This window comes from Sphaerisporangium melleum, from assembly GCF_014646695.1.
Taxonomy (GTDB): Bacteria; Actinomycetota; Actinomycetes; order Streptosporangiales; family Streptosporangiaceae; genus Sphaerisporangium; species Sphaerisporangium melleum.
This window is the reverse complement of sequence record NZ_BMNT01000015.1, coordinates 140,470-162,386: the sequence shown is the minus strand read 5'-3', so window position 1 is coordinate 162,386 and position 21,917 is coordinate 140,470. Positions and strand designations below refer to the sequence as shown.

The 21,917-nt window shown below is 71.1% G+C and carries 22 protein-coding genes and 1 pseudogene; 10 read left to right on the top strand and 13 right to left on the bottom strand.

The genetic code is table 11. The features are described 5' to 3' along the window. Positions 1-76: 76 nt before the first annotated feature. A complete protein-coding gene (locus IEY93_RS15410) occupies positions 77-946 on the bottom strand; it encodes an SDR family oxidoreductase (protein WP_189163731.1) in 870 nt (289 codons plus the stop codon). Positions 947-1,016: 70 nt separating this feature from the next. On the opposite strand from IEY93_RS15410, the gene IEY93_RS15405 reads away from it, so the two are divergent. Beyond that, positions 1,017-1,889 (top strand): LysR family transcriptional regulator, encoded by an 873-nt coding sequence (locus IEY93_RS15405; RefSeq protein WP_275411990.1) that lies wholly within the window; start codon positions 1,017-1,019, stop codon positions 1,887-1,889. Positions 1,890-2,000: 111 nt separating this feature from the next. Here IEY93_RS15405 and IEY93_RS15400 read toward each other — a convergent pair whose 3' ends face one another. The 6 genes from IEY93_RS15400 to IEY93_RS15375 form a co-directional block, all read right to left on the bottom strand. Beyond that, positions 2,001-3,245, bottom strand: a complete 1,245-nt coding sequence (locus IEY93_RS15400; protein WP_189163730.1) for an RNA polymerase sigma factor — start codon at positions 3,243-3,245, stop codon at positions 2,001-2,003. A 31-nt stretch (positions 3,246-3,276) separates the two neighbouring features. Then, positions 3,277-3,660, bottom strand: a complete 384-nt coding sequence (locus IEY93_RS15395) for a YciI family protein (RefSeq protein ID WP_189163729.1) — start codon at positions 3,658-3,660, stop codon at positions 3,277-3,279. Positions 3,661-3,814: 154 nt separating this feature from the next. After that, entirely contained in the window at positions 3,815-4,726 is a 912-nt protein-coding gene (locus IEY93_RS15390) for an RNA polymerase sigma-70 factor (RefSeq protein WP_203968512.1), read from the bottom strand. A 5-nt stretch (positions 4,727-4,731) separates the two neighbouring features. Beyond that, a complete protein-coding gene (locus IEY93_RS15385) occupies positions 4,732-5,928 on the bottom strand; it encodes an NAD(P)/FAD-dependent oxidoreductase (protein ID WP_229691154.1) in 1,197 nt (398 codons plus the stop codon). Between the two features lie 94 nt (positions 5,929-6,022). Next, a complete protein-coding gene (locus tag IEY93_RS15380; protein ID WP_229691153.1) occupies positions 6,023-6,337 on the bottom strand; it encodes a chorismate mutase in 315 nt (104 codons plus the stop codon). 31 nt (positions 6,338-6,368) lie between these two features. Further along, positions 6,369-7,034, bottom strand: coding sequence for a TetR/AcrR family transcriptional regulator C-terminal domain-containing protein (locus tag IEY93_RS15375; protein ID WP_189163726.1), 666 nt, complete (start codon positions 7,032-7,034; stop codon positions 6,369-6,371). 50 nt (positions 7,035-7,084) lie between these two features. Here IEY93_RS15375 and IEY93_RS15370 point away from each other — a divergent pair, with 50 nt between their 5' ends. From IEY93_RS15370 to IEY93_RS15355, 4 genes are all read left to right on the top strand, one after another. Next, on the top strand, positions 7,085-7,960 hold the full coding sequence (locus IEY93_RS15370; protein ID WP_203968511.1) for an alpha/beta fold hydrolase: 876 nt from the start codon (positions 7,085-7,087) through the stop codon (positions 7,958-7,960). A 266-nt stretch (positions 7,961-8,226) separates the two neighbouring features. Beyond that, entirely contained in the window at positions 8,227-8,433 is a 207-nt protein-coding gene (locus tag IEY93_RS15365; protein ID WP_229691152.1) for a hypothetical protein, read from the top strand. A gap of 346 nt (positions 8,434-8,779) precedes the next feature. Continuing rightward, positions 8,780-9,238 carry a hypothetical protein gene (locus IEY93_RS15360; protein WP_189163724.1) on the top strand — a complete coding sequence of 153 codons (459 nt, stop codon included), beginning with the start codon at positions 8,780-8,782 and terminating at the stop codon, positions 9,236-9,238. After that, a complete protein-coding gene (locus IEY93_RS15355; RefSeq protein ID WP_189163723.1) occupies positions 9,235-11,889 on the top strand; it encodes a M48 family metalloprotease in 2,655 nt (884 codons plus the stop codon). The genes IEY93_RS15360 and IEY93_RS15355 overlap by 4 nt, the downstream gene beginning before the upstream one ends. A 71-nt stretch (positions 11,890-11,960) precedes the next feature. Here the strand turns inward: IEY93_RS15355 and IEY93_RS39755 are convergent. From IEY93_RS39755 to IEY93_RS15335, 4 genes and pseudogenes are all read right to left on the bottom strand, one after another. After that, a pseudogene (locus IEY93_RS39755) lies at positions 11,961-12,110 on the bottom strand (DUF397 domain-containing protein); the annotation flags it as partial. A gap of 59 nt (positions 12,111-12,169) precedes the next feature. Then, positions 12,170-12,400 (bottom strand): DUF397 domain-containing protein, encoded by a 231-nt coding sequence (locus IEY93_RS15345; RefSeq protein ID WP_189163722.1) that lies wholly within the window; start codon positions 12,398-12,400, stop codon positions 12,170-12,172. After that, positions 12,397-12,594 carry a DUF397 domain-containing protein gene (locus IEY93_RS15340; protein WP_203968509.1) on the bottom strand — a complete coding sequence of 66 codons (198 nt, stop codon included), beginning with the start codon at positions 12,592-12,594 and terminating at the stop codon, positions 12,397-12,399. Before IEY93_RS15340 ends, IEY93_RS15345 begins: the two co-directional genes overlap by 4 nt. Continuing rightward, complete coding sequence (locus IEY93_RS15335) at positions 12,554-13,408, bottom strand: helix-turn-helix domain-containing protein (RefSeq protein WP_189163721.1); 855 nt, start codon at positions 13,406-13,408, stop codon at positions 12,554-12,556. The genes IEY93_RS15340 and IEY93_RS15335 overlap by 41 nt, the downstream gene beginning before the upstream one ends. Positions 13,409-13,585: 177 nt before the next feature. Between IEY93_RS15335 and IEY93_RS15330 the strand changes: the two genes are divergently transcribed. Together IEY93_RS15330 and IEY93_RS15325 are read left to right on the top strand one after the other, a co-directional pair. Beyond that, positions 13,586-13,987: an ATP-binding protein gene (locus tag IEY93_RS15330; RefSeq protein WP_189163720.1), complete on the top strand. Its 402-nt coding sequence runs from the start codon at positions 13,586-13,588 to the stop codon at positions 13,985-13,987. Between the two features lie 383 nt (positions 13,988-14,370). Next, on the top strand, positions 14,371-15,795 hold the full coding sequence (locus IEY93_RS15325; RefSeq protein ID WP_229691151.1) for a dihydrolipoyl dehydrogenase family protein: 1,425 nt from the start codon (positions 14,371-14,373) through the stop codon (positions 15,793-15,795). A 190-nt stretch (positions 15,796-15,985) separates the two neighbouring features. On the opposite strand, the gene IEY93_RS15320 is transcribed toward IEY93_RS15325, so the two are convergent. Then, complete coding sequence (locus IEY93_RS15320) at positions 15,986-16,192, bottom strand: cold-shock protein (protein ID WP_189163718.1); 207 nt, start codon at positions 16,190-16,192, stop codon at positions 15,986-15,988. A 305-nt stretch (positions 16,193-16,497) separates the two neighbouring features. On the opposite strand from IEY93_RS15320, the gene IEY93_RS15315 reads away from it, so the two are divergent. From IEY93_RS15315 to IEY93_RS15305, 3 genes are all read left to right on the top strand, one after another. Further along, positions 16,498-17,943, top strand: coding sequence for a hypothetical protein (locus tag IEY93_RS15315; protein WP_189163717.1), 1,446 nt, complete (start codon positions 16,498-16,500; stop codon positions 17,941-17,943). Positions 17,944-18,078: 135 nt separating this feature from the next. Then, positions 18,079-20,292 (top strand): NACHT domain-containing protein, encoded by a 2,214-nt coding sequence (locus IEY93_RS15310; protein WP_189163716.1) that lies wholly within the window; start codon positions 18,079-18,081, stop codon positions 20,290-20,292. A gap of 43 nt (positions 20,293-20,335) precedes the next feature. Further along, entirely contained in the window at positions 20,336-21,523 is a 1,188-nt protein-coding gene (locus IEY93_RS15305) for an amino acid deaminase/aldolase (protein WP_189163715.1), read from the top strand. A 4-nt stretch (positions 21,524-21,527) separates the two neighbouring features. Here the strand turns inward: IEY93_RS15305 and IEY93_RS15300 are convergent, their stop codons facing one another. Further along, positions 21,528-21,863: a DUF3618 domain-containing protein gene (locus IEY93_RS15300; RefSeq protein WP_189163714.1), complete on the bottom strand. Its 336-nt coding sequence runs from the start codon at positions 21,861-21,863 to the stop codon at positions 21,528-21,530. Positions 21,864-21,917 lie beyond the last annotated feature (54 nt).

Genomic DNA, 21,917 nt, shown 5'->3' with positions numbered 1-21,917 from the left:
CGGCCTGCATGCCGGTGCGACACAGTTCTCCCGCCGCGACAGCCGTACGTACCGGCCGGGCGAGTGGAGGTGGCCTCTACCAGCGGACGGGGCCGTCGTCGTGGAGGTAGGCGCCGGTGGGGCCGTCGTCGGGCAGGGTGGCCAGGTGGACCACGATCGCCGCGCCCTGCGCCGCCGTGCGGCTGATCGGCGGGCGGCCTCCTCCCATGGCGAGGTCGAAGCCGGCGATGAAGTCGGTGGCGCAGGCACCTGGGGCGGCGGCGTTGACCAGGATGCCCTCCGGGCGGAGTTCCTTGGCGTACTGCACGGTCAGCATGTTGAGCGCCGTCTTGGACACCGGGTAGGCGGCCGAGGGCGGCATGTGCGCGAAGTGGTGGCCGGGGTCGGCCATGTCGGCCAGGGATGCCGTGCCGCTGGAGAGATTCACGATGCGGCCCGCACGTGACCGCCTGAGCAGCGGCAGCATGGCGTTGGTGACCCGGATGACGCCGAACAGGTTGGTCTCGAAGACCTCCCGGACGACGTCCAGGTCGGCCTGGCTCGGCGCGTTGCCGAAGCCGCCGGAGATGCCGGCGTTGTTCACCAGGACGTCCAGACGGCCGGCCTGCCGGGCGACCAGCTCCGCGGCGGCCTCGATGGTGACCGGATCGGTGACGTCGAGGACCACCGGCTGCACGTCCAGGCCGGCCTCCTTCAGCACGGCGGCCGCGTCGGCGCCCTGGCGCGGGTCCCGCGCGGCGAGCAGGACGGTGAACCCGCGTTCGGCGAGTTGCTTGGCGACCTCGAAGCCGATCCCCTTGTTGGCTCCGGTCACCAGGGCGACACCTGACTCGCTCACCTCGCCCCCGCCCGCGACGGCCGTACCTGTGCCCGAGGCCGTGCCGTCATCCACCACGGCATCGCCGGTCACGTGCGGTCGTTCGTTTCCCGTGTTGGCTTCGCTCATGTCCCAAGCCCACCACCGGCGTACGGCGGGAGGCCAAGACCGATCGGGTCGCGGTCAATACCCTGGAGGTATGGACACCCTGGAGACGCGCCAGCTCGCGTACTTCGTGGCCGTGGCCGAGGAGCTGCATTTCGGCCGGGCGGCACAGCGCCTCGGCATGGCCCAGCCACCACTGTCCCGGGCGATCAAGCAACTGGAACGCCGGCTCGGAGTGACGTTGCTCGACCGCACCAGCCGCATCGTGACCCTCACCCCGGCCGGCGAGGTGCTGCTGCGTGAGGCGCGGGCCGCGCTCGACGCCGTCGTGGCCGCGGCCCGGCGCACCCAGCGGGCCGGGCATTCCGACCCGCGCCTGGTCCTGGCCATGAAACCGTCCGCCGACGGCGGCCTGCTGCCGGCCGTCCTGAACGCGTACGCGGCGCGTCCCGGCGCGCCGGAGGTGGAGGTGGTGTGCAGCTTCCGCGAACGTGGGGCCATGCTGCGCGACGGGCGCGCCGACGTCGCGTTGATGCACGCCCCCTACGAGGACTTCAGCGGGCTGGCCGTCGAGGAGCTCCTGGTCGAAGACCAGGTGGCCGTGGTGCCGCAGTGGCACCGCCTGGCCGGGCTGGGCGCGGTGTCCATGGCGGACCTGGCGGGCGAGACCCTGCCGCGGTGGCCCCGGCGTGCGGAGTCCGGCAGCGGCCCGGTGCCGGAGGACGGCGGCCAGCTCATGCAGCTCATCGCCCTGGACCGGATGATCGCCGTCCTGCCGGAGTCGGTCCGCGGCCACCTGCGCGAGGAGCTCACCTGCGTCCCGGTCGTGGACGCGACCCCCACCACGCTGGTGGTCGCCTGGCCCGAGCACAGCCGCTCCCGCGAGGTGGCCTCCTTCGTCCAGACCGCCACCACCGTCGCAGCCGACCACCGGGCCACGACCCGGGCCACCCCCGCCACACGCTGAGACAGCGGAAGATCGCCACGTACAGGGCCGGTCGCGTCCACGGTGACCAGAGACCCGCGCCATCCTGCGTACCGCGTCATTCCCTGGGAGAGGTTCAGCACCGACCGCCGGTCAGCCGGCGGGGGTCGGTGGGGTCGCGGCGGCGGCTCGTTCGTTGAGGAGCAGGCGTTCGCGGGCCGTCGGGGCCAGGTCGGCCGCGCGCTGAAGCTCCGCCGCGGCCTCGGCGTGCCGGCCCAGGCGTAGCAGGACGTCGCCGCGTACGGCGCCGAGCAGGTGGTAGCGGGCCATCCGCGGGTCCTCGCCGATGGCGTCGAGCGTCTTCAGCGCCGCTTCCGGGCCGTCCGCGTGCAGCACCGCGACCGCGCGGTTGAGTTCCACGACGGGCGAGGGCGCGAGCTGGGCGAGGGCGTCGTACAGCGCGACGATGGCCTCCCAGTCGGTGTCCTCGAACCGGCGGGCGCGGGCGTGGCAGGCGGCGATGGCCGCCTGCACGGTGTACGGACCCAGCGGCCTGCCCGCTCTCCTCGCCTGCGCGAGGGAGGCCAGTCCATGCGTGATGAGCGTGCGATCCCAGCGTGAGCGGTCCTGGTCCTGGAGCAGCACGGCCGTCCCGTCCGGGCCGGTGCGGGCCCGGAAGCGGGATGCCTGGAGCTCCATCAGCGCCGCGAGCCCGTGCACCTCGGGCTCGCGGGGCATCAGGCCGGCCAGGATGCGGCCGAGGCGCATGGCCTCCTCCGCGAGGTCCCGCCGGATCCACGCCTCGCCGGACGTGCCCGCGTACCCCTCGTTGAAGATGAGGTAGACGACCTCCAGCACGGCGGACAGCCGTACGGGCAGTTCCTCGTCGCCGGGCACCTCGAACGGCACCTGCGCCTCGGCCAGGGTGCGCTTGGCCCGGGTGATGCGCTGTGCCATGGTGCCGGTGGGCACCAGGAACGCACGGGCGATCTCCTCGGTGCTGAGCCCGCCGACCAGGCGCAGCGCCAGCGCCGCGCGTGACTCCCGGGACAGGACGGGGTGGCAGGCGACGAAGATCAGCGACAGCAGTTCCGCGTCCCGCGCGCCGCCGGACTCCGCCCCGGGGGCGAGGAGGTCGGCGGCGAACCGGGCGTACTTCTCGTCCCGCATGCGCTCGCGCCTGATCAGGTCGATCGCCCGGCGCTTGGCGGTGGTGGTCAGCCAGGCGCCGGGATTGCGCGGGACGCCCTCGCGCGGCCACTGTTCGACGGCGCCGGCGAACGCCTCCTGGGCGATCTCCTCGGCGAGCCCGACGTCCTGGAGCACCCGGGCCAGGTGAGCCACCAGGGGCCCGGACTCCATCCGCCACACCGCCTCGATCGTGCGCCGCACGTCCATGGGACCTTCCTCCGCACTCGAAGCGACGACCTCAGCCCTGCGCGCTCGCGACCTCGAAGTCCGCATCCTCGTAGTACGGGCGCACTTCCAGGACCTCCCGCATCCCACTGTCGGGGTCGCTGGGGCACTGCCGCGCCCACTCGATCGCCTCTTCCAGGGAGCTGACCTGCCAGACCCAGTAGCCGGCGATGATCTCCTTGGACTCGGTGAACGGGCCGTCGACGACCGAGGTCGTGCCACCCTCGAAGACGACCTGCGCCCCCTCGGCGCTCGGCTTGAGGCCACCGCCGTCGAGCATGACCCCCGCCTTGATCAGCTTGTCGTTGTAGGCCTCCATCAGGGCCATCATCTCCGGCGTCGGCATGACCTTGCCCTCGTCCGCGCCGTTGACCTTGATCACGACCATGACCTTCATGTGCTTCCTCCTCAGATGCGCGCCGCCCGATCACCCTGCCGGGCGGCCTTCTCATCTGTACGTCGAACGAGCAGGCGCCCGTTTCTACATCACCGGCCGCAATTTTTCCGGCGCGCGGGTTTCATGCCGGACGGGCTCCCGGCGGTGACGGCGCTCACCGCGTCCCGATGCCGTAGGCGGTGCCCTCGGCGACGGCCTGGAGTTTGTCCGGGTTGGCCACGTTGTGGATGGTGGTGATGCGGCCGTCGGCGTCGAAGTCGAAGGTGAGGGTCGCGATCACGCGTCCCGGTCCGCTGAACACGATGCCCGGCCCGCCGTTGATCTCGACCAGTTCGGCTTCCAGGTCGGCGGGCTCGACGCCCTGGTAGGTGACGGTGCCGATGGCGGCGAACCAGGCGGCCACCGTGACCGCGCCCACGACCGGGCGCAGGGCCTGACGGACCCTGCCGCCGCCGTCGGTCCACAGGGTGACCTCCGGGGAGAGCAGTTCCATCAGGGCGTTGACGTCCCCGCCGGTCGCGGCGGAGAAGAACCGCTCGGCGGCCTCGCGCTGCGCAGACCGGTCGGCGGCGAAGCGCGGCCGCCGGGCCCGCACGTGCTCGCGGGCTCGGTGCGCGGCCTGCCGCACCGCGGCTTCCGAGCGCTCCACCGCTTCGGCGATCTCGGCATGGCTGAAGTCGAAGACCTCCTTCAGCACGAACACCGCGCGTTCGAGCGGGCTGAGCGTCTCGAGCACCACCAGCATGGCCATCGACACCGACTCGGCGTCCGTGACGATCGTGGAGGCGTCCCCGCCGGTGAGGATGGGCTCCGGCAGCCACGGCCCCACATAGGTCTCCCGCTTGTACCGGGTGGACCGCAGCAGTTCCAGCGCCAGGTTCGAGACGATCCGCGTCAGATACGCCTTAGGGTCGGCCACCTGCGAGCGATCCGCGGCGGACCACTTGATCCAGGCGTCCTGGACCACGTCCTCGGCGTCGGCCGCGGTGCCGAGGAGACGATAGGCCACGGAGAACAACAGGTTGCGGTGCTCATGGAAGACCTGCCGGTCAGGAGTGGCGGACACGCCGGTCACCGGCCGTCCCGGATCTTGGTGAAGCGGCCCCCACGGGGCCAGAACGCGCCCGAGGCGGGCATCTTCTTCATCCGGCCGTACGTCGGCCAAGGCGAGGCGGTCACCGTCTCCTTGTATCGGACGGCCAGGCGGCCGGTGAGGCGGACCCGGCGCGGAGTGTCATCGGGGCGGGTGAACTGCACCACGGCGTCACCACGCCCCAGGCTCACCGGCGTGTGGTAGTAACCGAAGCGGAACGGCTTGGGCCGCCTGCCGCTGAGCGACCGGTCGATCGACAGCGCGGCGTGCACTCCGGTCGGCATGCCGCCCTGACAGGTGCCGTGCATGATGCCGTAGCCCTGGCGGATCGCCGCGGCGTCGCCGATCGCGTACACCTCGGGGTGGGACACCGATCGCAGCGCCGCGTCGGTGATGACGAGTCCGCGCTCGTCGACGGCCAGCCCGGCGGCGGCCGCCAGCGGCGACACCCTCGTGCCGCTCGTCCACAGGACCGCATCGGCGGCGATGGTCTCCCCGCCTGCCAGTTCGACCGCGCCGGGCAGCACCTTCACCACCTCGACCCCGGAGCGCACCTGCACGCCGAGCCGGTCGAGCGCGGCGTGCACGTACGCCTTGGCCCTGGGATTCATGGCCGCACCTGGCTCGGCCCGGCCCAGCAGCACGACGTTCGACCGCGGATACCGCTCGGCGATCTCCGCGGCCGACTCGATGCCGGTCAGCCCGCTGCCCGCGACCACCACCGTGCCGCCATCGAGCCGCGCCAGGCGGTCGGCCAGCAGCTCGGCCTCCTGGGCGCCGCTCAGGGTGTACGCGTGCTCCTCGACCCCCGGCACCCGCGACGTGTCGGCCACGCTGCCCAGCCCGTACACCAGCGTGTCGTAGCGCAGCACCCGGTCATCGTCGATCCGCACGGTCTTCGCGTCCGCGTCCACCGCCGTCACCCAGCCGCGCACGAACCGCGCGCCCGTGCCCTCCAGCAGTTCCGGAATGCTCAGCTCGGCGAGCCGCTGCCCCGTCGCCGCCATGTGCAGCCGCATGCGCTCGGTGAACCGCTCCTGCGCGTTCACCACGGTCACCTGTACCCCTGCGCGCCGCTTGGCCCGGGCCGCGAGCTGGATGGCCGCGGCCATGCCCGCGTACCCCGCCCCCAGGATCACCACGTGGTGCGCGCTCTCCTGCCGTGTCCTCATCATTTCGTCCTCCTAGGTCACGTGCTGACGACCAGGAGATGGGAGCAGGCGCGCCGGACGTGACATGGGACCGATGTGATGCGCGACACACGGAAGGTCAGTGCCGGTTCCCGGGCCGGGGTTCCGCCGTCCCCGCCTTGTGCTCGGCCAGTTCGAGGTCGATGAAGGCGGCGATCATGGCACGCCACACGGCCTCGGCCACCTCCGGGGACAGGCCGGCGCCGGCGGCACGGGCCCGGGCCGCCTCGACGACCTGCTCCACGCGGCCGGGCGCGCGCACGGCCTGCTCGTCCGCCTTGAACGCGGCCGCCCGGCGGACCAGCGCCTGCCGGTCCGCGAGGAGGCGGACCAGCTCGCCATCGAGCGCGTCGATCCGGGAACGGACCTCGGCCAGGGAAGCGGGATCGGACACGGGCATCCTCCTGTCGGATTGGTGAGCCAGGTCAAGACGGGTGGTCGCCGTCCGCCCGGCGGGCCAGGGCGGCGGCGGTGCCGTCGATGAGCACGCGCAGGCCGTGCTCGAAGGCGCGCTCGCCCGCCGGGCCGCCCCCCTCGCGGATGGCGGCGAGCAGGGTCACCGGGAGATCCGGTTCGGCCGAATCGCCGAACTCCTTCGGCGTCCGCCGCGCCGCCTGCTCGCGTTCGCCCTGCTCCTGCAGGACGAAGCCGGTGACGTAGTGGCTCACCGCCGTGATGGTGTGCAGGGCGAGCACCGGAGTGAAGCCCAGACCGACCATGGCGGCCAGCTCCTGCTCGAAGAGCCCGACGGTCCTCGGATCGAGGCCGCGCGCGGTGGCGACCAGGCGGGCGCCGTCCCGATGGGCGAGCAGCGAGGCACGGTAGGCGCGGGCGCGCCGGGCGAGCCAGTGCGGCCAGGACTCGCCGTCGCGGGGCGGGCCCATGCCCGCCGCATGGATGATCTCGTCGGCCATGGCGTCCAGAAGTTCCTGCTTGGTGCGCACGTGCCAGTACAGGGCCGGCGACTGCACGCCCAGCTCGGCCGCCAACCGGCGCACCGTCACCCCGTCCAGTCCGACCTCGTCCAGCAGCCGCAACCCGGTCTCGACCAGCGTCCGCCGGCTCAGCCCCGGTTTCCTGTTCGCACCCATCGTTGACACCTTAGCAGCGCTAAGTTAGCTTAGCGCTGCTAAGGAGACGGATGGTCTCCGGCCCCCAGGAGGACATCGTGTTCGTCACCCGAGCACCGGACGGCACAGACGTGCGTGCGTACGACGAAGGACAAGGGCCGGTCATCGTGCTGCTCCATCCAGGCCTTGACGACGGGACGCGGCCGGCCAAGCTCGCCGGCATCCTCGCCCGGCGCTTCCGCGTCCTGCGCCCGCACCGCCGCCAGTACCGCATGGACCTCAAACCCGACCCCCGGCTCGGCGGCTCGCCCGTCACGATCGCCCAAGAGGTCGAGGACGTCCTCGCACTGGTGCGAGCGGTCGGCGAACCCGTCGTCCTGTACGGGCACAGCGACGGCGGAGTGGTCGCCCTGGAGGCCCTGGCCGCGTCGCCCTCGTCGTTCGCCGGTGCCGTGATCTTCGAGCCGGCCGCCGATGTCGGCCCGCCGCTGAGCCCGCTGAGCGGCGAGAACGGGCAGGTGCTGACGCGGGCACGCGAGGCGCTCGCGGCGGGCCGGCCCGGGAAGGCCATGGCGATCTTCATGCGCGGCTCGGTCGGACTGCCCGGCTGGCAGGCGCGCCTGGCCGGCGGGTTCATCTCGCTCATCCCGAAGTACCGCGCGCTTGTCCCCGCCCAACTCGACTCGCTCGACGCGCTGAGCCGGCTCGGCGCACGCCTCGACGCCTACGCCGCCATCAGGGTGCCGACCGTCCTGCTCGACGGCGACCGCAGCCCCGCGCACCTCCGCCGGCGGCTGGACGCCGTCCAACAGGTGATGCCGCAGGCGGAACGGATCGTCATGCGCGGTCGTGACCACGGCGCCGACCTCCGGGATCCCCAGCAGATCGCCGGCATCATCGAGACCCTGGCGGATCGGGTCCTTCCCCGCTCCCCCGGACCGCCGTGACTTCCGGCGATCCGTCGAGCGCGCAAGACGTGCCCCCCTGACTACCACAGGCCGCGTCGCCATCCGGCGGTGTTGGCGCAATCTGGCCCGCGTGCGGGAAGAGCCGGCCGGAGCCCACTGATCGTGCCGCTCACCATGGAGGCGCACTTTGAGCGGGCCTGGTCGGTTCATGACCATGACCGGAGTCCACACGGGGAAGATCCGGAATGCTCGACAAATCAGTCGAAAGCCATGCCAGGGGAGGATCTATGGCGGTTACCGTAGAATTGTCAAAACTGCTTGATAAAGAATTCGAGAACAAGAGCCTCACAGATCTGGTCAAAGCCCCCATATCGGCGCTGGCCGGGGTCAGCGAGGGGGACGCGAAGCTGCTCATGGAGGCCTTCCACATCAAGACCGTGGGCGACCTGGGGCGCAACAAGTTCTTCCGTGCCGCGACCGCGATCGTCGACCTGGCCGACACCATGAAGTAGGCGAACGCGGGCACCACCCGAAGCGCCGGCCGAGCGCCTGACCACTCGGTCGGCGTCGCCACGCCCGTCCCGGCACAGCACGAAATCCCGGTAATCCATCGAACGGGTGAAGCGTCTCAATAGCAGGGACGAGACGTGACATCAACCGCGGTTCCGGACGGACCGCGCGACAGGTGGGGTCGGCTGTGCGATTCACCGCGAAGAGACCAGAGCACTACGGATTACCGGCACATTCCGACGGCGGCGAGCGGGTACCGTACGACACCGACCACTGCGACCGCCGGACGACCGGCGGAGAGCAGGCGACGCGCCCGGCGGACAGGGTCACGGCGTTCAGGAATCACGCATGACGCCGCCGGCCGGGGATCGGCGTGCGTTCGTGCGCGCGATCGTGGCGGAGTTCGCGCCCGAGGAACTGCCGGAGTTCGACCTGATGACCGAGGCGTACTTCGCCTCCCCCGCCGCCGCGCGCCGCGCCCGGCGGCCCAGGGACGAGGCGGGCGCCCTCGGCATCGATCTCGGCGATCCCACGCTGACCAACCTGCTGTGGAACGTGGTCGGCGGACTGGCCGCCGAAGGCATCCTGATCACGGCCAGGAACGGCCGATCGTGGTGGCGGCGGTGGCGCAAGAATCGGGTCACCGGCCCGGACGCCCCGCTCCTCGCCCTGACACCCGAGCAGCGCCCCGCCGCCCAGGCGCTGCTGGCCGGCGAACTGGCGAAGGCCCGCTTCCCCGATGCGGAGATCATCGCCGAACGCGCGGTCGACCGCTGGGCCAAGCGAGACTGGACCCCGCCCGCATGACCGGCTTACGGCGACCGGACGACGGCGGGCCCGCGGCCCCTCTCGCAGGCGGTGAGGACACCGGGCTCGTCCCAGAGACGGGGGGCGCGCCGCCCGCGCACCGGCCGGTCAATCCGTTCCTGCTGCCCGCCGCCACCGTCTCCCGCTTCATCCTGTTGATCACGATCACCCTCTCGGCCGCCGGGTCCACCTTCGACCTGATCGCCGGCGGCCCATCCCACTGGTGGGTGTACCTGAGCTGTAACCGGACTGCCGACACCGCAGCGCTGCAGGCGGGCGGCACGGACACACTGATCCAAAGTTACCTGTCCTGCTTGGAGGATCTCGGCCTACGGACCGCGCTGCAGAGCTTCGGCGCGATGGCCGTCACCGCACTGGTGATCGTGGCCGTCTACCTCGCACGCCCCTGGATCACCATCCGGCGGCAGCACCTGGTTCCGGCCGATCGACAGACACACACCGAGTTGCACGCGACCATGCGGCGACTCGCCGAAAGCGAGGGGCTGCGGCGCGTGCCGCGCATCCTCTTGGACGCGAGCCGGCGCACTCCCGGTGGCCGTGCCTTCGGGCACTACCCGCGCTACTACCTGAGGCTCAACGTCGGTACGCTCCATCGCGCCAGGAGGCCGGGCGGCGGCGGGGTGGTCGAGGCGGTGGCCCTGCACGAACTGGCCCATCTGCGCAACCGGGACGTCGACCTCACCGGCCTGACCCAGGCCGCCGTGTGGGTGTTCCCGGCACTGGTCAGCGCGCCCATCATCGTGTACACGACGCTCACCGCCCCCGCGAACCTCCTCGACGTCGCGACGCGGACGCTGCTCACGAGCGTGCTGGTGGCCGTACTGGCCGCCGCCGTCCTGCGCTCCCGAGAGCATTACGCGGACGTACGGGCCGCCATCGCGGGCGCCCGACTACCGGAACCCGAGCCACCGTCGGCGGCGTGGTGGCGCGCGCTACTCCCACTGCATCCGCGGGACGACCGTAGAGCGAAGGTCGTACACGACCCCGGACTCCTGATGCGATGGGTTCCGGGGGAAGCTCTCGGTGCCGGCCTCGCGGCCGGTATGGGGGCGACCCACCTGAGTTCGGTACTACGCGTGCTTCTCCTCTCCGACGAACGTCCGGCGTGGCTGATCTCCTCGCTCGTGTACGCGGCCCCGGCGACGGCGATCGTCCTGGCCGGCGCCTACCGCTCCACGTTGCGTGCGCTGAGCGCCGGACGGAGAGCACCCCGGGGGACCGCGGCCGGAGCCGCGCTGGCGGCAGGAATCCTCCTGGGCCTGCTCGTCTCACCATCCCAAATCAGCGGATCATGGGCTGTGGACATGTCGAGAGCGCCTCTCACCACAACATTCATGGCGATGATCCTGCTGGGGTTGTGCCTGGTCCTGTGTCGGTGGCTGACGGTAGTGGCCACCGCATGGCTCCCGGCCGCCCAGGGACGCGGATTGGTCCCCTCCTATCTGGCCGCGCTGGTCCCGGCCGCCCTGGTGTTCGGCGTTGGCCTGCATGCTTGGTCCATGGCGATGAAGATCGCCATGTACACGGGCGATCCCGCCATCTCGGTCTCCTTCTCGTTCGCCCAGTTCCTTGACCCGGTGCTACTGACAGCCCTGCTGGGCGCGGCCCTCTACCCGCTGGCCTCGTGGCTGCGACAGCGGTGGCCCGGACGCGGACGCGATCTGTACCTGGACCAATCCACCTCCGTCCTGTTGACGCCGGTGCGGGTGCGGCCGTTGCTCGCGCTGACTCCGGCGGCACTTCTGCTGTTAGCGGGAGTCGTCGGAAACCTGGTGACGCCCAACGGGCTGATGATCGCCATCGTTCGCGCGCTGGGCATGCGGCCGGGCGGCGACGACCTCGGCGACCTACTGGCCCAGTTCAGCGGGCTGATGCTGGTCATCGTGACGGCCCAGTGCTTAGCCGCCGTCTTCCTGGCCGTCAGAGCCGGTGGCGGGCGAGCCGCGCTCGGTCCCTCACACGCCGTGCTGGCGGCCGTGACCGCTGGAGTCGCCGCCGCTCTGGTCATCTATGTGCCGCCTCTGGCCGCTGTGTGCTCAGGCAGGCGCCTCTCGTGCGACGTCACCATGATGAGAAACGGCCTTGCTTTGGCGCTGTCGGCCACAGTGCTCACCGGGATCCTGATCGCCCTTGTCGGGGCCGGCATGGTAAGTGCCTTCCGCGTCCTGGCCGACTTGGTACGCAGGCACCCGCGTGCACGCGATCACACGGCCCGCCCTGGCCGTACTTCGGCTCGTGGTCTCCTGGCCTTGCTCACCGTCGTGCTCGTAGTCGGATGGTTCGCCGTGATGGTGCCGCTCTGGTTGGAACAGTCGGGATATCGGACGCCACCTCCACCCTCGCTGAACCAGACCAGCGCGGCCTCGGCCGTCCCCCCGCCCGGCCCTCCTGGGACCCGGATGGCGCGTGACGCCTGCGCCGAGGTTGTCCGCGCGGTCACAACCTCCGTCTGGGGAGGTGAACACTTCTACGTGACCTGGGCCACGGCGTTCGCCCACCTGGGGGAAAGCGATCGGCCGTTCCTCGTGGCGGTGGGCAGGGCCGCCTACCCGCCCGCCCGCGACACGAAGTTCACCTTCCGTGAATCCATGCTCACCGTCACCAACTACTGCAGCGCCGTGAACCGCTGAACGTCCGTGCCCCCTCACGGACCCACCGATACGGCGCCTGTGCTCTGGAGTTGGTCAAACTTCTCCTCTTCTCAGGCTGCGCAAGAAGCCGACCCATTCAGTGGAAATGACGACGAGCGCCGGAATGGCTGGTTTTCCACTGTCTCGAACCGCACGTACCCAGGAAGGTTCGAAGCCACCTCGACGCAGTTGCCCTGGTCGCCGCTGTGGCTGCTCTTGCGCTACACGACGGCCAGGTCTTCTCCCGCATGCGATCCGTTCCGTTCGCACGCCGACCGCTTCACACCGCTTCCTGCCTGACACCGTCGAGGAAGGCGGCCCACTCTGCGGGAGCGACGGCAAGTGCTGGAAGAGCGATGTTCTTGCTGTCCCGAACCGCTCGCATCCCAGGAAGGTTCGAGGCCACCTCGACACACTCGCCCTGGGCGGCGCTGTGGCTGCTCTTGCGCCACAGTGCGGCCTGGGGTTCTCCCGTACGCGATTCGTCGCGCTCGTATGTCGGCCGGTTCACATCTCCCCCTGCCGGACGCCGTCGAGGAAAGCGGTCCACTCCGTGGGCTCGACGATGAGTGCTGGAAGATCGATGTTCTTGCTGTCCCGGACCGCACGGAGTCCTTGCAGGTTGACCGCTACCTCTACGCAGTTGCCTTGGTCGCCGCTGAAGCTACTCTTGCGCCACTGTGAGCGCCGTTGATCTTGTGACACTTTGATGCACCACTTCCTCTATGACGCGGAGTGACTGGCTGAATGGGAGGGCTTCCGCCCGGAGCGCGTCGTACCGTAGAACCAATTCTGCGATCAACTGGCGATCGTCGAAAGTACGCCCGAAGGGTTGCGCGTCCGTATATGCGGCATAAGGCACGCCGTTTCGTTCGGCGATGATGAACCCGCTCATCAAGCCGCAGTGGGCCCGAACCGTGGACGGCACGATCTGGATGGTCACGTGCGGACGATTAGCCGTCTCTAGCAGGTGGACGAGCTGTTCGCGCATGATCACCGCATCGCCGATGACGCGGTGGAGAACAGCCTCGTCGATGACGACGTTCATCACGGGCGGCTGGGCACGCTGCAAGACGTTCTGCCGTTGCAGGCGGTTCGCCAGCCGCTCGTCCAGTTCCGCAGGTGTGATTCCTGGCGTGACGGCCAAGATCTCGCGCGCGTACGCGGGCGTTTGGAGCAGTCCCGGAACGATGGTCGGCTCCCAACTGCGCAAGCTTGTCGCCTGTTCTTCTTCCTCCAGCCAGGGGCGGAGGTATTCGGGGGCCTTGTGCCAGGTGGTGGCGGTGTAGAGGCGGAGCATGGTGCCGTCGAGGCCGAAGATCTGGTCGCAGAGCTCGGCGAAGCGGCGGGACGGCGGACGCTTGGCCAGCTCGACCATGTTGATCATCGAGTCGGAGAAGCCCATGCGCTCGCCGAGCTGGCGCTGTGACAGGTGGGCCGCCATCCGGTGACGGCGCAGCTCGAAGCCGAAGACGGCGCGCGGGGACTCGTACGGGTCGATTTCCTTCTGGGGGGACAACTTTCACCTACCCATGCGAAACGGATTATTTCCGTCACTAAACCTTTTCACTTACTCGGACTGTGGACAGAGGGTGCCCGTTTTCCGTCACCCATCGTAAGCCTGTGATGACACGCTGGTGAAGTAAAGTCACCGATCCGCGCGGACTTTTCCGCGACCCGAGGGAAAAGGCGAGCGATGAGGATGGGAAACCTGCTCGGCGTCATCGAACTGGCCGGCATCCCAGAGTCGGCGTCCGTGGCACGCGAGTTCGTACGGCAGAAGCTCGGAGCGGGGCACCCGGCCCTCGATGACGTGACGCTGCTGGTTTCCGAGGCCGTGACGAATTCGGTGGTGCATTCGGACTCGCGGAACGGTGGGAAGGTACGGCTGGCCATCGCCGACTGCCATGACCTCATCCACGTCGACGTGGTGGACGCGGGCGGCGACACCGTCCCCCACGTGCGCGGTGACCTGTACGCCGAGGGCGGGCGCGGCCTGATGCTGGTGGAGACGCTGTCGCACCGCTGGGACGTGTACGAGGACGCCGGCGGACGGACGCTGTGGTTCCAGGTGCGATATACGCGTCCGCTCAAGTGACGGCCAAGGCCGTCCCCATCCCCCGGGGGGACGGCTTTCCCTTTTGCCAGTGCTAAGAAAGGAGGTCCGCTCCGGCCGATAACCCGTTCACAATGCTCAGGGAATGCGCCGGCCCCCGGCAACGGCACCCGCCAGGGGCCGGTTCTCCCGTGCCTGCCTGTCCGCTGAGTCGGCAACGGGGATCCGGGCAGGAAGGGGAAAGCCCGGGAGGGCGCATCCCTGCTTGCCGCGCATATGGGATTTCGTCCGCCAGCCCGGTGCGGGCGGGATTCATGACGCGTCGCTGTCCGCCTGTTTCCCGGGGGTTGGCGCGGCGGGGGAAGGCTCACAGGGAAGGCGCCCGTAGCAGGCGTGAGCCGGGTAAATGGGGGATGCGGGTGTCCGTGGGGGACGAGGGTGACGTCTTCGATGTGATCGTCATCGGGGCGGGGCCGGTCGGGGAGAACGCCGCGGCGCGGGCCGTGCGGGGTGGCCTGACGGCGGCCGTGGTGGAGGAGCGGCTGGCGGGCGGCGAGTGCGCGTACTACGCCTGCATCCCGAGCAAGGCGCTGCTGCGGCCGGTGGAGCTGGCGGCCGAGGTGGGCCGGATGCCCGGCCTGGAGCTGCGGGGTCCGATCGACGCCGCCGCGGTGCTGGCCCGCCGGGACCAGGCCGTGTCGTACCTCGACGACCAGGGCCAGGTGCGCTGGATCGAGAACGTCCCGGCCACCTTCGTCCGGGGACGGGGCCGCCTGGCGGGGCCGCTGCGGGTCGAGGTGACGACGCCGGACGGCGCCGTCCGGCCCCTGCGCGCCCGGCACGCGGTGGTCATCGCGACCGGCAGCGACCCGGCGATCCCCGGCATACCGGGGTTGCGGGAGGCACGCCCGTGGTCGAACCGGGAGGCGACCAGCGTGCAGCAGGTACCCAAGCGGCTGGTCACCTTGGGCGGCGGGGCGGTCGGCTGTGAGATGTCCCAGGCCCTGCACGCCCTCGGCGCCCTGGAGACGACGCTGATCGTCCGCGGGGATCGCCTGCTCTCCCGCACCGAGCCGTTCGCCGGCGAGATGGTCGCCAGGTCGTTCCAGGAGTCGGGCATCGACGTGCGGCTCGGCCGTAACGTCGAACGGGTCGAGCGGCCGGTCCCCGACGGCCCGGTCACCGTGTACCTGGACGACGGCTCGCAGGTCGAGGCGGACGAGATCCTCGTCGGCCTCGGCCGGTGGCCGGCCGTGCGGGACCTCGGGCTGGAGACGATCGGCCTGGAAGGCCGCGGCCCGATCGAGGTGGACGCGAGCATGCGCGCGACGGACGTGCCGGACGGCTGGCTCTACGCCGTCGGGGACGTCAACGGGCGCAACCTGCTCACCCACATGGGCAAGTACCAGGCCCGCATCTGCGGGGACGTGATCGCCGCCCGCGTGAACGGGCAGCCGGACGATCTGCCCTCACTCCGCGACACCGCCGACGAGCAGGGGGCTCCGCAGGTCATCTTCACCGACCCGCAGGTGTGCGCGGTGGGGCGTACGGAGGAGCTGGCCAGTGCCGAGGGGTTCGCCGTCCGGGCCGTGGAGTACGACATCGGCGCGGTCTCGGGCGCCTATCTGCAGGCCGACGGCTACGTCGGGCGGGCGAAGCTGGTGGCCGACCAGGCGCGCGGCGTGCTGCTCGGCGTGACGTTCGTCGGGCCGGCGGTGGTCGATCTCCTGCACAGTGCGACCATCGCGGTGACGGCGGAGGTGCCGCTGGAGCGGCTGTGGCACGCGGTCCCGTCGTTCCCGACGGTCAGCGAGATCTGGCTCCGCCTGCTGGAGGAGTACGGCCTGTAAAGGGCGGAGCGTGCCTGGAGGGGACCCGTCCGGTCGAGGAGGCGTCCAGCCGCAAAAAGCGTGCGGCCAAGGAAACATGGATCCGGAGGGCCGGAGAAGTTTTTGTACGACGCCGGGGAGAGGCCCGGGGAAAAACGAAGCCGGGGCCCGCACCGTGAAGGTGCGGGCCCCGGCCGATGCGCTTATCGCGTCAGGCGGGAACGATGTTCTCGGCCTGCGGGCCCTTCTGGCCCTGGGTGACGTCGAAGGCCACGCGCTGGCCTTCCTGCAGCTCGCGGTAGCCACCCTGCGAGATGATGTTCGAGTAGTGAGCGAAGACGTCGGCGCCGCCGTTGTCCTGCTGGATGAAGCCGTAGCCCTTTTCCGAGTTGAACCACTTCACGGTTCCGCTGGCCATGTCTATCTCCTTTTGGTGGTGCAGAGGCAGGAATCCGCACCTGCGGACTCCGAGTCGCTGCGATGAAGCCCATCCGGAGATGACCGGAAAACAAAACGCGCCTGACGTCGCATACCGTCAGGCGCATACTAAGTTCATATGGGTACCACAACCGCAACGGCAGCAGCATAGCACATGCCCCGCCCGCCGCCAGAGATCAAAACCGGGAACCGGCGGCATGGAGCACGGGCCTAGCATGGTGAGCCTGTCGTCTGCGTGAGGAGGTTCCGGTGCGGCCGGGCATGGCTTCGGACACCGCCGGGTCCATGACCACGGCTTCTTCCGCCGGCGGCACGTCGCCTCAGGTCCCGGCCGGTGGGCCGTGGCGGGTGGTGGCCGGCGCGCGGGCGCACTGGGTCTTCCTGATCGCCCTGGCCGCCGGGGCCGCGCTGCGGCTGCTGGCGATGCTCGGGTACCGCCCGGCGCTGTGGTTCTGGGCAGATTCGTTCGTGTACGTCAACGGGGCGCTCGACGTGCGCCCGCTGGAGTCCCGCCCGGCGGGGTACTCCCTGTTCCTGTGGGCGCTGCGCCCGCTGCAGAGCTTCGCCGCCGTGATCGCCGTCCAGCACCTCCTCGGCCTGGCCATGGCGGTGTGCGTGTACGCGGTGCTGCGGCGGCGCGCCCGGCTGCCCGGCTGGGGGGCGACGCTCGCGGCGCTTCCCGTGCTGCTGGACGTGCACCTGGTGCAGCTGGAACACCTGGTCATGGCCGATCTGCTGTTCACGTTCCTGGTGACGGCGGCGGTGACGGCGCTGCTGTGGCGCGACCGGCCCCCGGTGTGGACGGCGGCCGTGGCCGGGCTGCTGCTGGTGGCCGCCACGGTCACCCGCACGGTCGGGCTGCCGGTGCTGGTCGTCGTGCTCGTCTGCCTGGTGCTTTCGCGGGCGGGGTGGCGGGCCGTCGGCGCGTGCGCGGTGGCGGCGGCGGTGGGCGTCGGGGGCTACACGGTCTGGTACCAGGGCGAGTACGGCACGTACGGCATGGGCGGCAGCAACGCCTGGCTGTGGGCGCGCACGATGAGCTTCGCCGACTGCGCGCAGATCAGGCCGGCCGGGGAGGAGCGGGTGCTGTGCCCGGCAGGCCCTCCGGACGGCCGTCCCGCTCCCCCGTCGTACATCTGGGACGCGAAGTCACCGCTGGCCAAGGTGAAGAAGGACGCCGACCGTGAGCGGCTGACCGGCGTGTTCGCCAAGGAGGCGATCATGGCGCAGCCGGTCGACTTCCTGCTCACCGGCCTGCGGGACGCCCTGTGGAGCTTCGAGTGGACCCGCCGGGTCTACCCCACGCCTGGCCCGCAGAGCGCGTACGTCTTCCCGCCCTCGGTGAAGCCGTTCACCGGCAAGATCGCCTCCTCGGGCCGCACCGCGCCGCAGCTCACCGCCGCCTACCAGGGTGAGCGCGCGGACACGACGATGGCCGAGCCGTACGCGGGGCTGCTCACCGCCTACCAGGAGCAGGGGTACCTCCGCGGCCCGTTCCTGGCGATCGTCCTGCTCATCGGCCTGGCCGGGGTGGTGGCGCGGTGGCGGCGGCTGGGCGGGCCGGTGCTGCTGCCCTGGGCGGTGGCGATGACCCTGCTCTTCCTGCCGCCGCTGATCGCGGCGTTCGACCACCGCTACGTCGTCCCGGTGCTGCCGGTGGCCTGCCTGGCCGCGGGCCTGGCCTTCGCGGGCCTGCGCCGCGCCGCCCGCTCCCGGGGCGGAGCGCGGTAATATCGGCCGTTTCTTGAGCGCCTGCAAGTAGCTGTCTCGTGGAGGCTGCCGCCGATGGTCCGGCCCCGATTATCGAAAACGTCCTGGCGACGCCTCCGGATATGGCGGGCGCCCAAACCGATCCTGATCGCCACCGTGGGCGTCGTCGCCGGCGGGATCTTCGGCCTGGTGACGAACCTCGCGTCGAGCCTGCTGGACGGCCTCGGGCTGCCGGGGTGGGTGATCTGGCCGCTCTGGCTGGTGACGCTGGCGGTCCTGGTCGTGCTGCTGTTCGTGCCGGCGCCGGCCACCGGATACATCGGGGATCACGCGCAGGCGCGGGCCGCGCTGCTGGAACGCCTGCGCGAAGTATGGATCGAAGGCGCGCTGGAGCATTCCCTGTACGAGGAGGCGCGGGTCGAGCTCGGGCTGACGGTGTCCGCCGACCGGCCGCATCCCTGGCGGATGATGACCGCGACCCGCCGCGCCGGACGGGATCGCGGGCGGCGCCCGGCCAACGCGGTCGCGCAGGTGTACGACGAGCTCGGCAAGGTGGTGCTGCTCCTCGGCGCGCCCGGAGCCGGTAAGACGACCCTGCTGCTGGAGCTGCTGCGCGAGCTGCTCACGCGGGCGCAGGCCGACCAGAGCGAGCCCCTGCCGGTCGTCCTGCAACTGCCCGGCTGGGCGGCCAAGCGTGAGCCCCTCGCCCAGTGGATGGCCCGGGAGATCGGCCGGCGGTACGAGATCCCGCTGCGCTACGCCGAGGCGTGGGTCGCCGAGGACCGGCTGGCGGTGCTGCTGGACGGCCTGGACGAGGTGGCGGCCGAGCATCGGGAGGACTGCGTCCGGGAGATCAACGCGTTCCGGCGCGACCACGGGTTCACCCCGCTCGTCGTGTGCAGCCGGACCCGCGACTACGAGAAGCTGAACGCGGCCCTGGAGGTGTACGGCACGCTGACCATCCTGCCTCTGGACCGCGCGACCGTGCGGGGCTTCCTCGACCGGGGCGGGGACGGGCTGGCCGGGATGCGCGCGGCGCTGCACGCCGACCCGGAACTGTGGGAGTTGCTGGACTCTCCGCTGCTGCTGAGCGTCATGGCCCTGGCCTACCGTGACGGCGTGTCCGCGCCGGGCACCGAGCCGCTCACCGTGGAGCGGCGGCGCGCCGTACTGTTCTCCGATTACACGGTCACCATGCTGGCCCGCCGGCACGGCTCGCGTTTCCACCTCCAGCAGACGGTGACCTGGCTGGCGTTCCTGGCGCACTGGATGAACCGGGACGCGCAGGTCAGCTTCACGCCCGACCGGGTGCGGGAGATCTGGGGCCTGGAGTCCACCATCAGGTTCAAGAAGCTGACGATTCTGGGCTGGACGGGATGCCTGGCGCTGGTGCTCCCGGCCTACGTTGTCTCCGGCTGGAATGGTGTGCTCGCCGCCGTCTGCGTGGGAGCGTTGTTCGGGCGCCCGCTGCGCCCGCGCCCGCTGGCCCCGTTCCCCGTCGAGCTGCTGGTCCTCTCCGTCGAACAGGATCTGATACGGCGGCCCGAGCCGTCCGGCGCGCTCCTCCCCTCGGCTTGGGAGTTCGCCTTCAGACAGCTCAGGTACGACTTCCGGTTGTTCACCGTCCGGGACGTGCGCTGGCAGATTCTGCACGAGCTGCGTAAAGAAGAACGCCGGCGCCGCCGGCCGGATCTCATCGCCCTCGGGCTCGGCGTGGTGCTGGGCCCGCTGCTCGGCGGAGGGCGGGGGACGGTGGTCGCCTTGGCGGGATACGCGGTGGCGACCGCCGTGGTCATGATGGTGACCGTGGCCGCCGTCCAGCAGTTCGCCAGGCCGGTCGCGCAGAGCGCGCCCCGGACGCGGTGGAGCGAGGTGCCGAGCCCGCACCTGTGGGCGGTGCTGGCGACCGGCGCGCGCACGGCTCTCGCCCTGGGCGCCGCCTGCGGCGCGTTCGCGGGGCTGGTCGTGGCGGTGACGGCGGGGCCCGGTCGCGGCCTGGCGTTCGCCGCGCTGGTCGGCTTCGGGGTCACGCTGTACGGGCTCGGGCTGCTCGGCGGCTGGGCGGTGCTCGAACAGGCCGCGATCCGGCGGGGACTGCGCCGGGAGGGCCTGTTCCCGCTGCCGAGCAGGCCGTTCCTCGGTCTGGCCGCCGAGTGCCTGTTCCTGCGTCCGGTCGGCGAGGAGTACATCTTCGTGCACCGGTCGCTGATGGAGTTCTTCGCCGCTCTCACCGACCGGCACGGCCGGATCGGTCCCCGTCATCTGGACGACATCGTCGGCCGGGTGATGGAGCACCCCGCCTACCGGCGGCGTTTCCAGCCCGGTGCCGGTGCGGCGGCCACTCCGTCCGGCCCGGCCGGTCCCGGCTAATGTGAACTAGGCTCATTTATGGCCGTGGCCTTATGCTTCGGGCATGGACGAGCGCCAGCGCTACGACCGGGCCACCGCCGACCTCGATCCTCCCTTCGCGATCCTCGACCTCGACGCGCTGCGCTCCAACGCCGCGTCCATGGTCCGCCGGGCCGGGGGCAAGCCGATCAGGGTGGCCAGCAAGTCGATCCGCTGCCGGGCGGTGCTGCGCATGGTGCTGGAGATGGACGGTTTCGCCGGGGTCATGGCGTTCACCCTCCCCGAGGCGCTGTGGCTGGCCGAGGAGGGCTTCACCGACATCCTGGTGGCGTATCCGACCGCCGACCGGGCGGCGCTGGCCCGGCTCGCGGGCGACCCGCAGGCGGCCCGCGAGATCACCCTCATGGCCGACTCCCCCGAGCATCTCGACTTCATCGACGCGGCCGTCTCCGGCGTACGGTCCCGGCAGGAGATCCGCCTCTGCCTGGACATCGACGCGGCGTTCCGGGCCCTGGCCGGGCGGCTGCGGGCCGGTGTGCTGCGGTCGCCGGTCCGCGAGCCGGAGCAGGCCGCCGGCCTGGCCGCCCAGGTGGCCAAGCGCCCGGGCTTCCGGCTGGCCGGCCTGATGGCGTACGAGGCGCAGATCGCGGGCGTGGGCGACCGGGTGCCGGGCCCGTACGGCCGGGTGGTGCGCTGGATGCAGGCCCGCTCGCAGCGTGAGCTCATCGTGCGCAGGGGCCGGATCGTCCAGGCGGTCCGGCAGGTGGCCGACCTGGAGTTCGTGAACGGCGGCGGCACCGGCTCGGTGGAGAAGACCGTGCGCGAGAAGGCGATCACCGAGGTGGCGACCGGGTCCGGTTTCTACCATCCGCGGCTGTTCGACTTCTACCGGGGCTTCACCGGCCGCCCGGCCGCGCTGTTCGCGCTTCCCGTGGTGCGCGTGCCCGCAGCGGGAGTGGTCACCGTGCTCGGCGGCGGCTACCACGCCTCCGGCTCCCCGGGGGCGTCCCGGCTGCCGCAGCCCTACCTGCCGGCCGGGCTGAGCTACGACGGACGCGAAGGCGCGGGCGAGGTGCAGACCCCGCTGCTCGGCCGGGCCGCCCATGACCTGCGGGTCGGCGATCGGGTGTGGTTCCGGCACGCCAAGGCCGGCGAGCTGTGCGAACGCTTCGACGCGCTGCACCTGGTCGAGGGCGACCGGGTGGCGGCGACCGTGCCGACCTACCGCGGCGAGGGCAGGACCTTCCTGTGACGCGTCAGCGGCGGCGGCGCCACAGGGCGATGGCCGCGCCGACCACGACGACGGCGCCCACGGCGATGAGGACCGGGGCGAGGTCGCGCGCGGAGCGCTCCTCCTGCCAGCCGGGCTCTTCCCCGTAGGTCTCCCCGTACGTCCACGGGCGCGGCCCGAGGCCGACCATGTCGCGGGCGGTGGCCACCAGGTGCTCGGCGTCGGCCTTGACCCGGGCCACGCCGCGCCCGGCCACCCGCTTGGGGCTGACGCGGTCCACGATGGCGTCGACGGTGACAGCAAGCTCCGCCCGGGTGCGCTCGATCTCCCGTTCGAGCGCCTCGGGATCGGTGTCCGCCATGACGATCCCCTTCCCTTTCTCCCGGCCGAGCCGCTTTCGCCCGGCTCGCCGCGT

Bases quoted from the DNA above. Each gene is read 5' to 3' on its own strand.
- IEY93_RS15305 (WP_189163715.1), top strand. From the start codon at position 20,336: ATGGACGAGCGCCAGCGCTACGACCGGGCCACCGCCGACCTCGATCCT.
- IEY93_RS15370 (WP_203968511.1), top strand. From the start codon at position 7,085: ATGGTCTCCGGCCCCCAGGAGGACATCGTGTTCGTCACCCGAGCACCG.
- IEY93_RS15330 (WP_189163720.1), top strand. From the start codon at position 13,586: ATGAGGATGGGAAACCTGCTCGGCGTCATCGAACTGGCCGGCATCCCA.
- IEY93_RS15360 (WP_189163724.1), top strand. From the start codon at position 8,780: ATGACGCCGCCGGCCGGGGATCGGCGTGCGTTCGTGCGCGCGATCGTG.
- IEY93_RS15405 (WP_275411990.1), top strand. From the start codon at position 1,017: ATGGACACCCTGGAGACGCGCCAGCTCGCGTACTTCGTGGCCGTGGCC.
- IEY93_RS15375 (WP_189163726.1), bottom strand. From the start codon at position 7,034: ATGGGTGCGAACAGGAAACCGGGGCTGAGCCGGCGGACGCTGGTCGAG.
- IEY93_RS15320 (WP_189163718.1), bottom strand. From the start codon at position 16,192: ATGGCCAGCGGAACCGTGAAGTGGTTCAACTCGGAAAAGGGCTACGGC.
- IEY93_RS15355 (WP_189163723.1), top strand. From the start codon at position 9,235: ATGACCGGCTTACGGCGACCGGACGACGGCGGGCCCGCGGCCCCTCTC.
- IEY93_RS15315 (WP_189163717.1), top strand. From the start codon at position 16,498: ATGACCACGGCTTCTTCCGCCGGCGGCACGTCGCCTCAGGTCCCGGCC.
- IEY93_RS15410 (WP_189163731.1), bottom strand. From the start codon at position 946: ATGAGCGAAGCCAACACGGGAAACGAACGACCGCACGTGACCGGCGAT.
- IEY93_RS15400 (WP_189163730.1), bottom strand. From the start codon at position 3,245: ATGGACGTGCGGCGCACGATCGAGGCGGTGTGGCGGATGGAGTCCGGG.
- IEY93_RS15395 (WP_189163729.1), bottom strand. From the start codon at position 3,660: ATGAAGGTCATGGTCGTGATCAAGGTCAACGGCGCGGACGAGGGCAAG.
- IEY93_RS15385 (WP_229691154.1), bottom strand. From the start codon at position 5,928: ATGATGAGGACACGGCAGGAGAGCGCGCACCACGTGGTGATCCTGGGG.
- IEY93_RS15300 (WP_189163714.1), bottom strand. From the start codon at position 21,863: ATGGCGGACACCGATCCCGAGGCGCTCGAACGGGAGATCGAGCGCACC.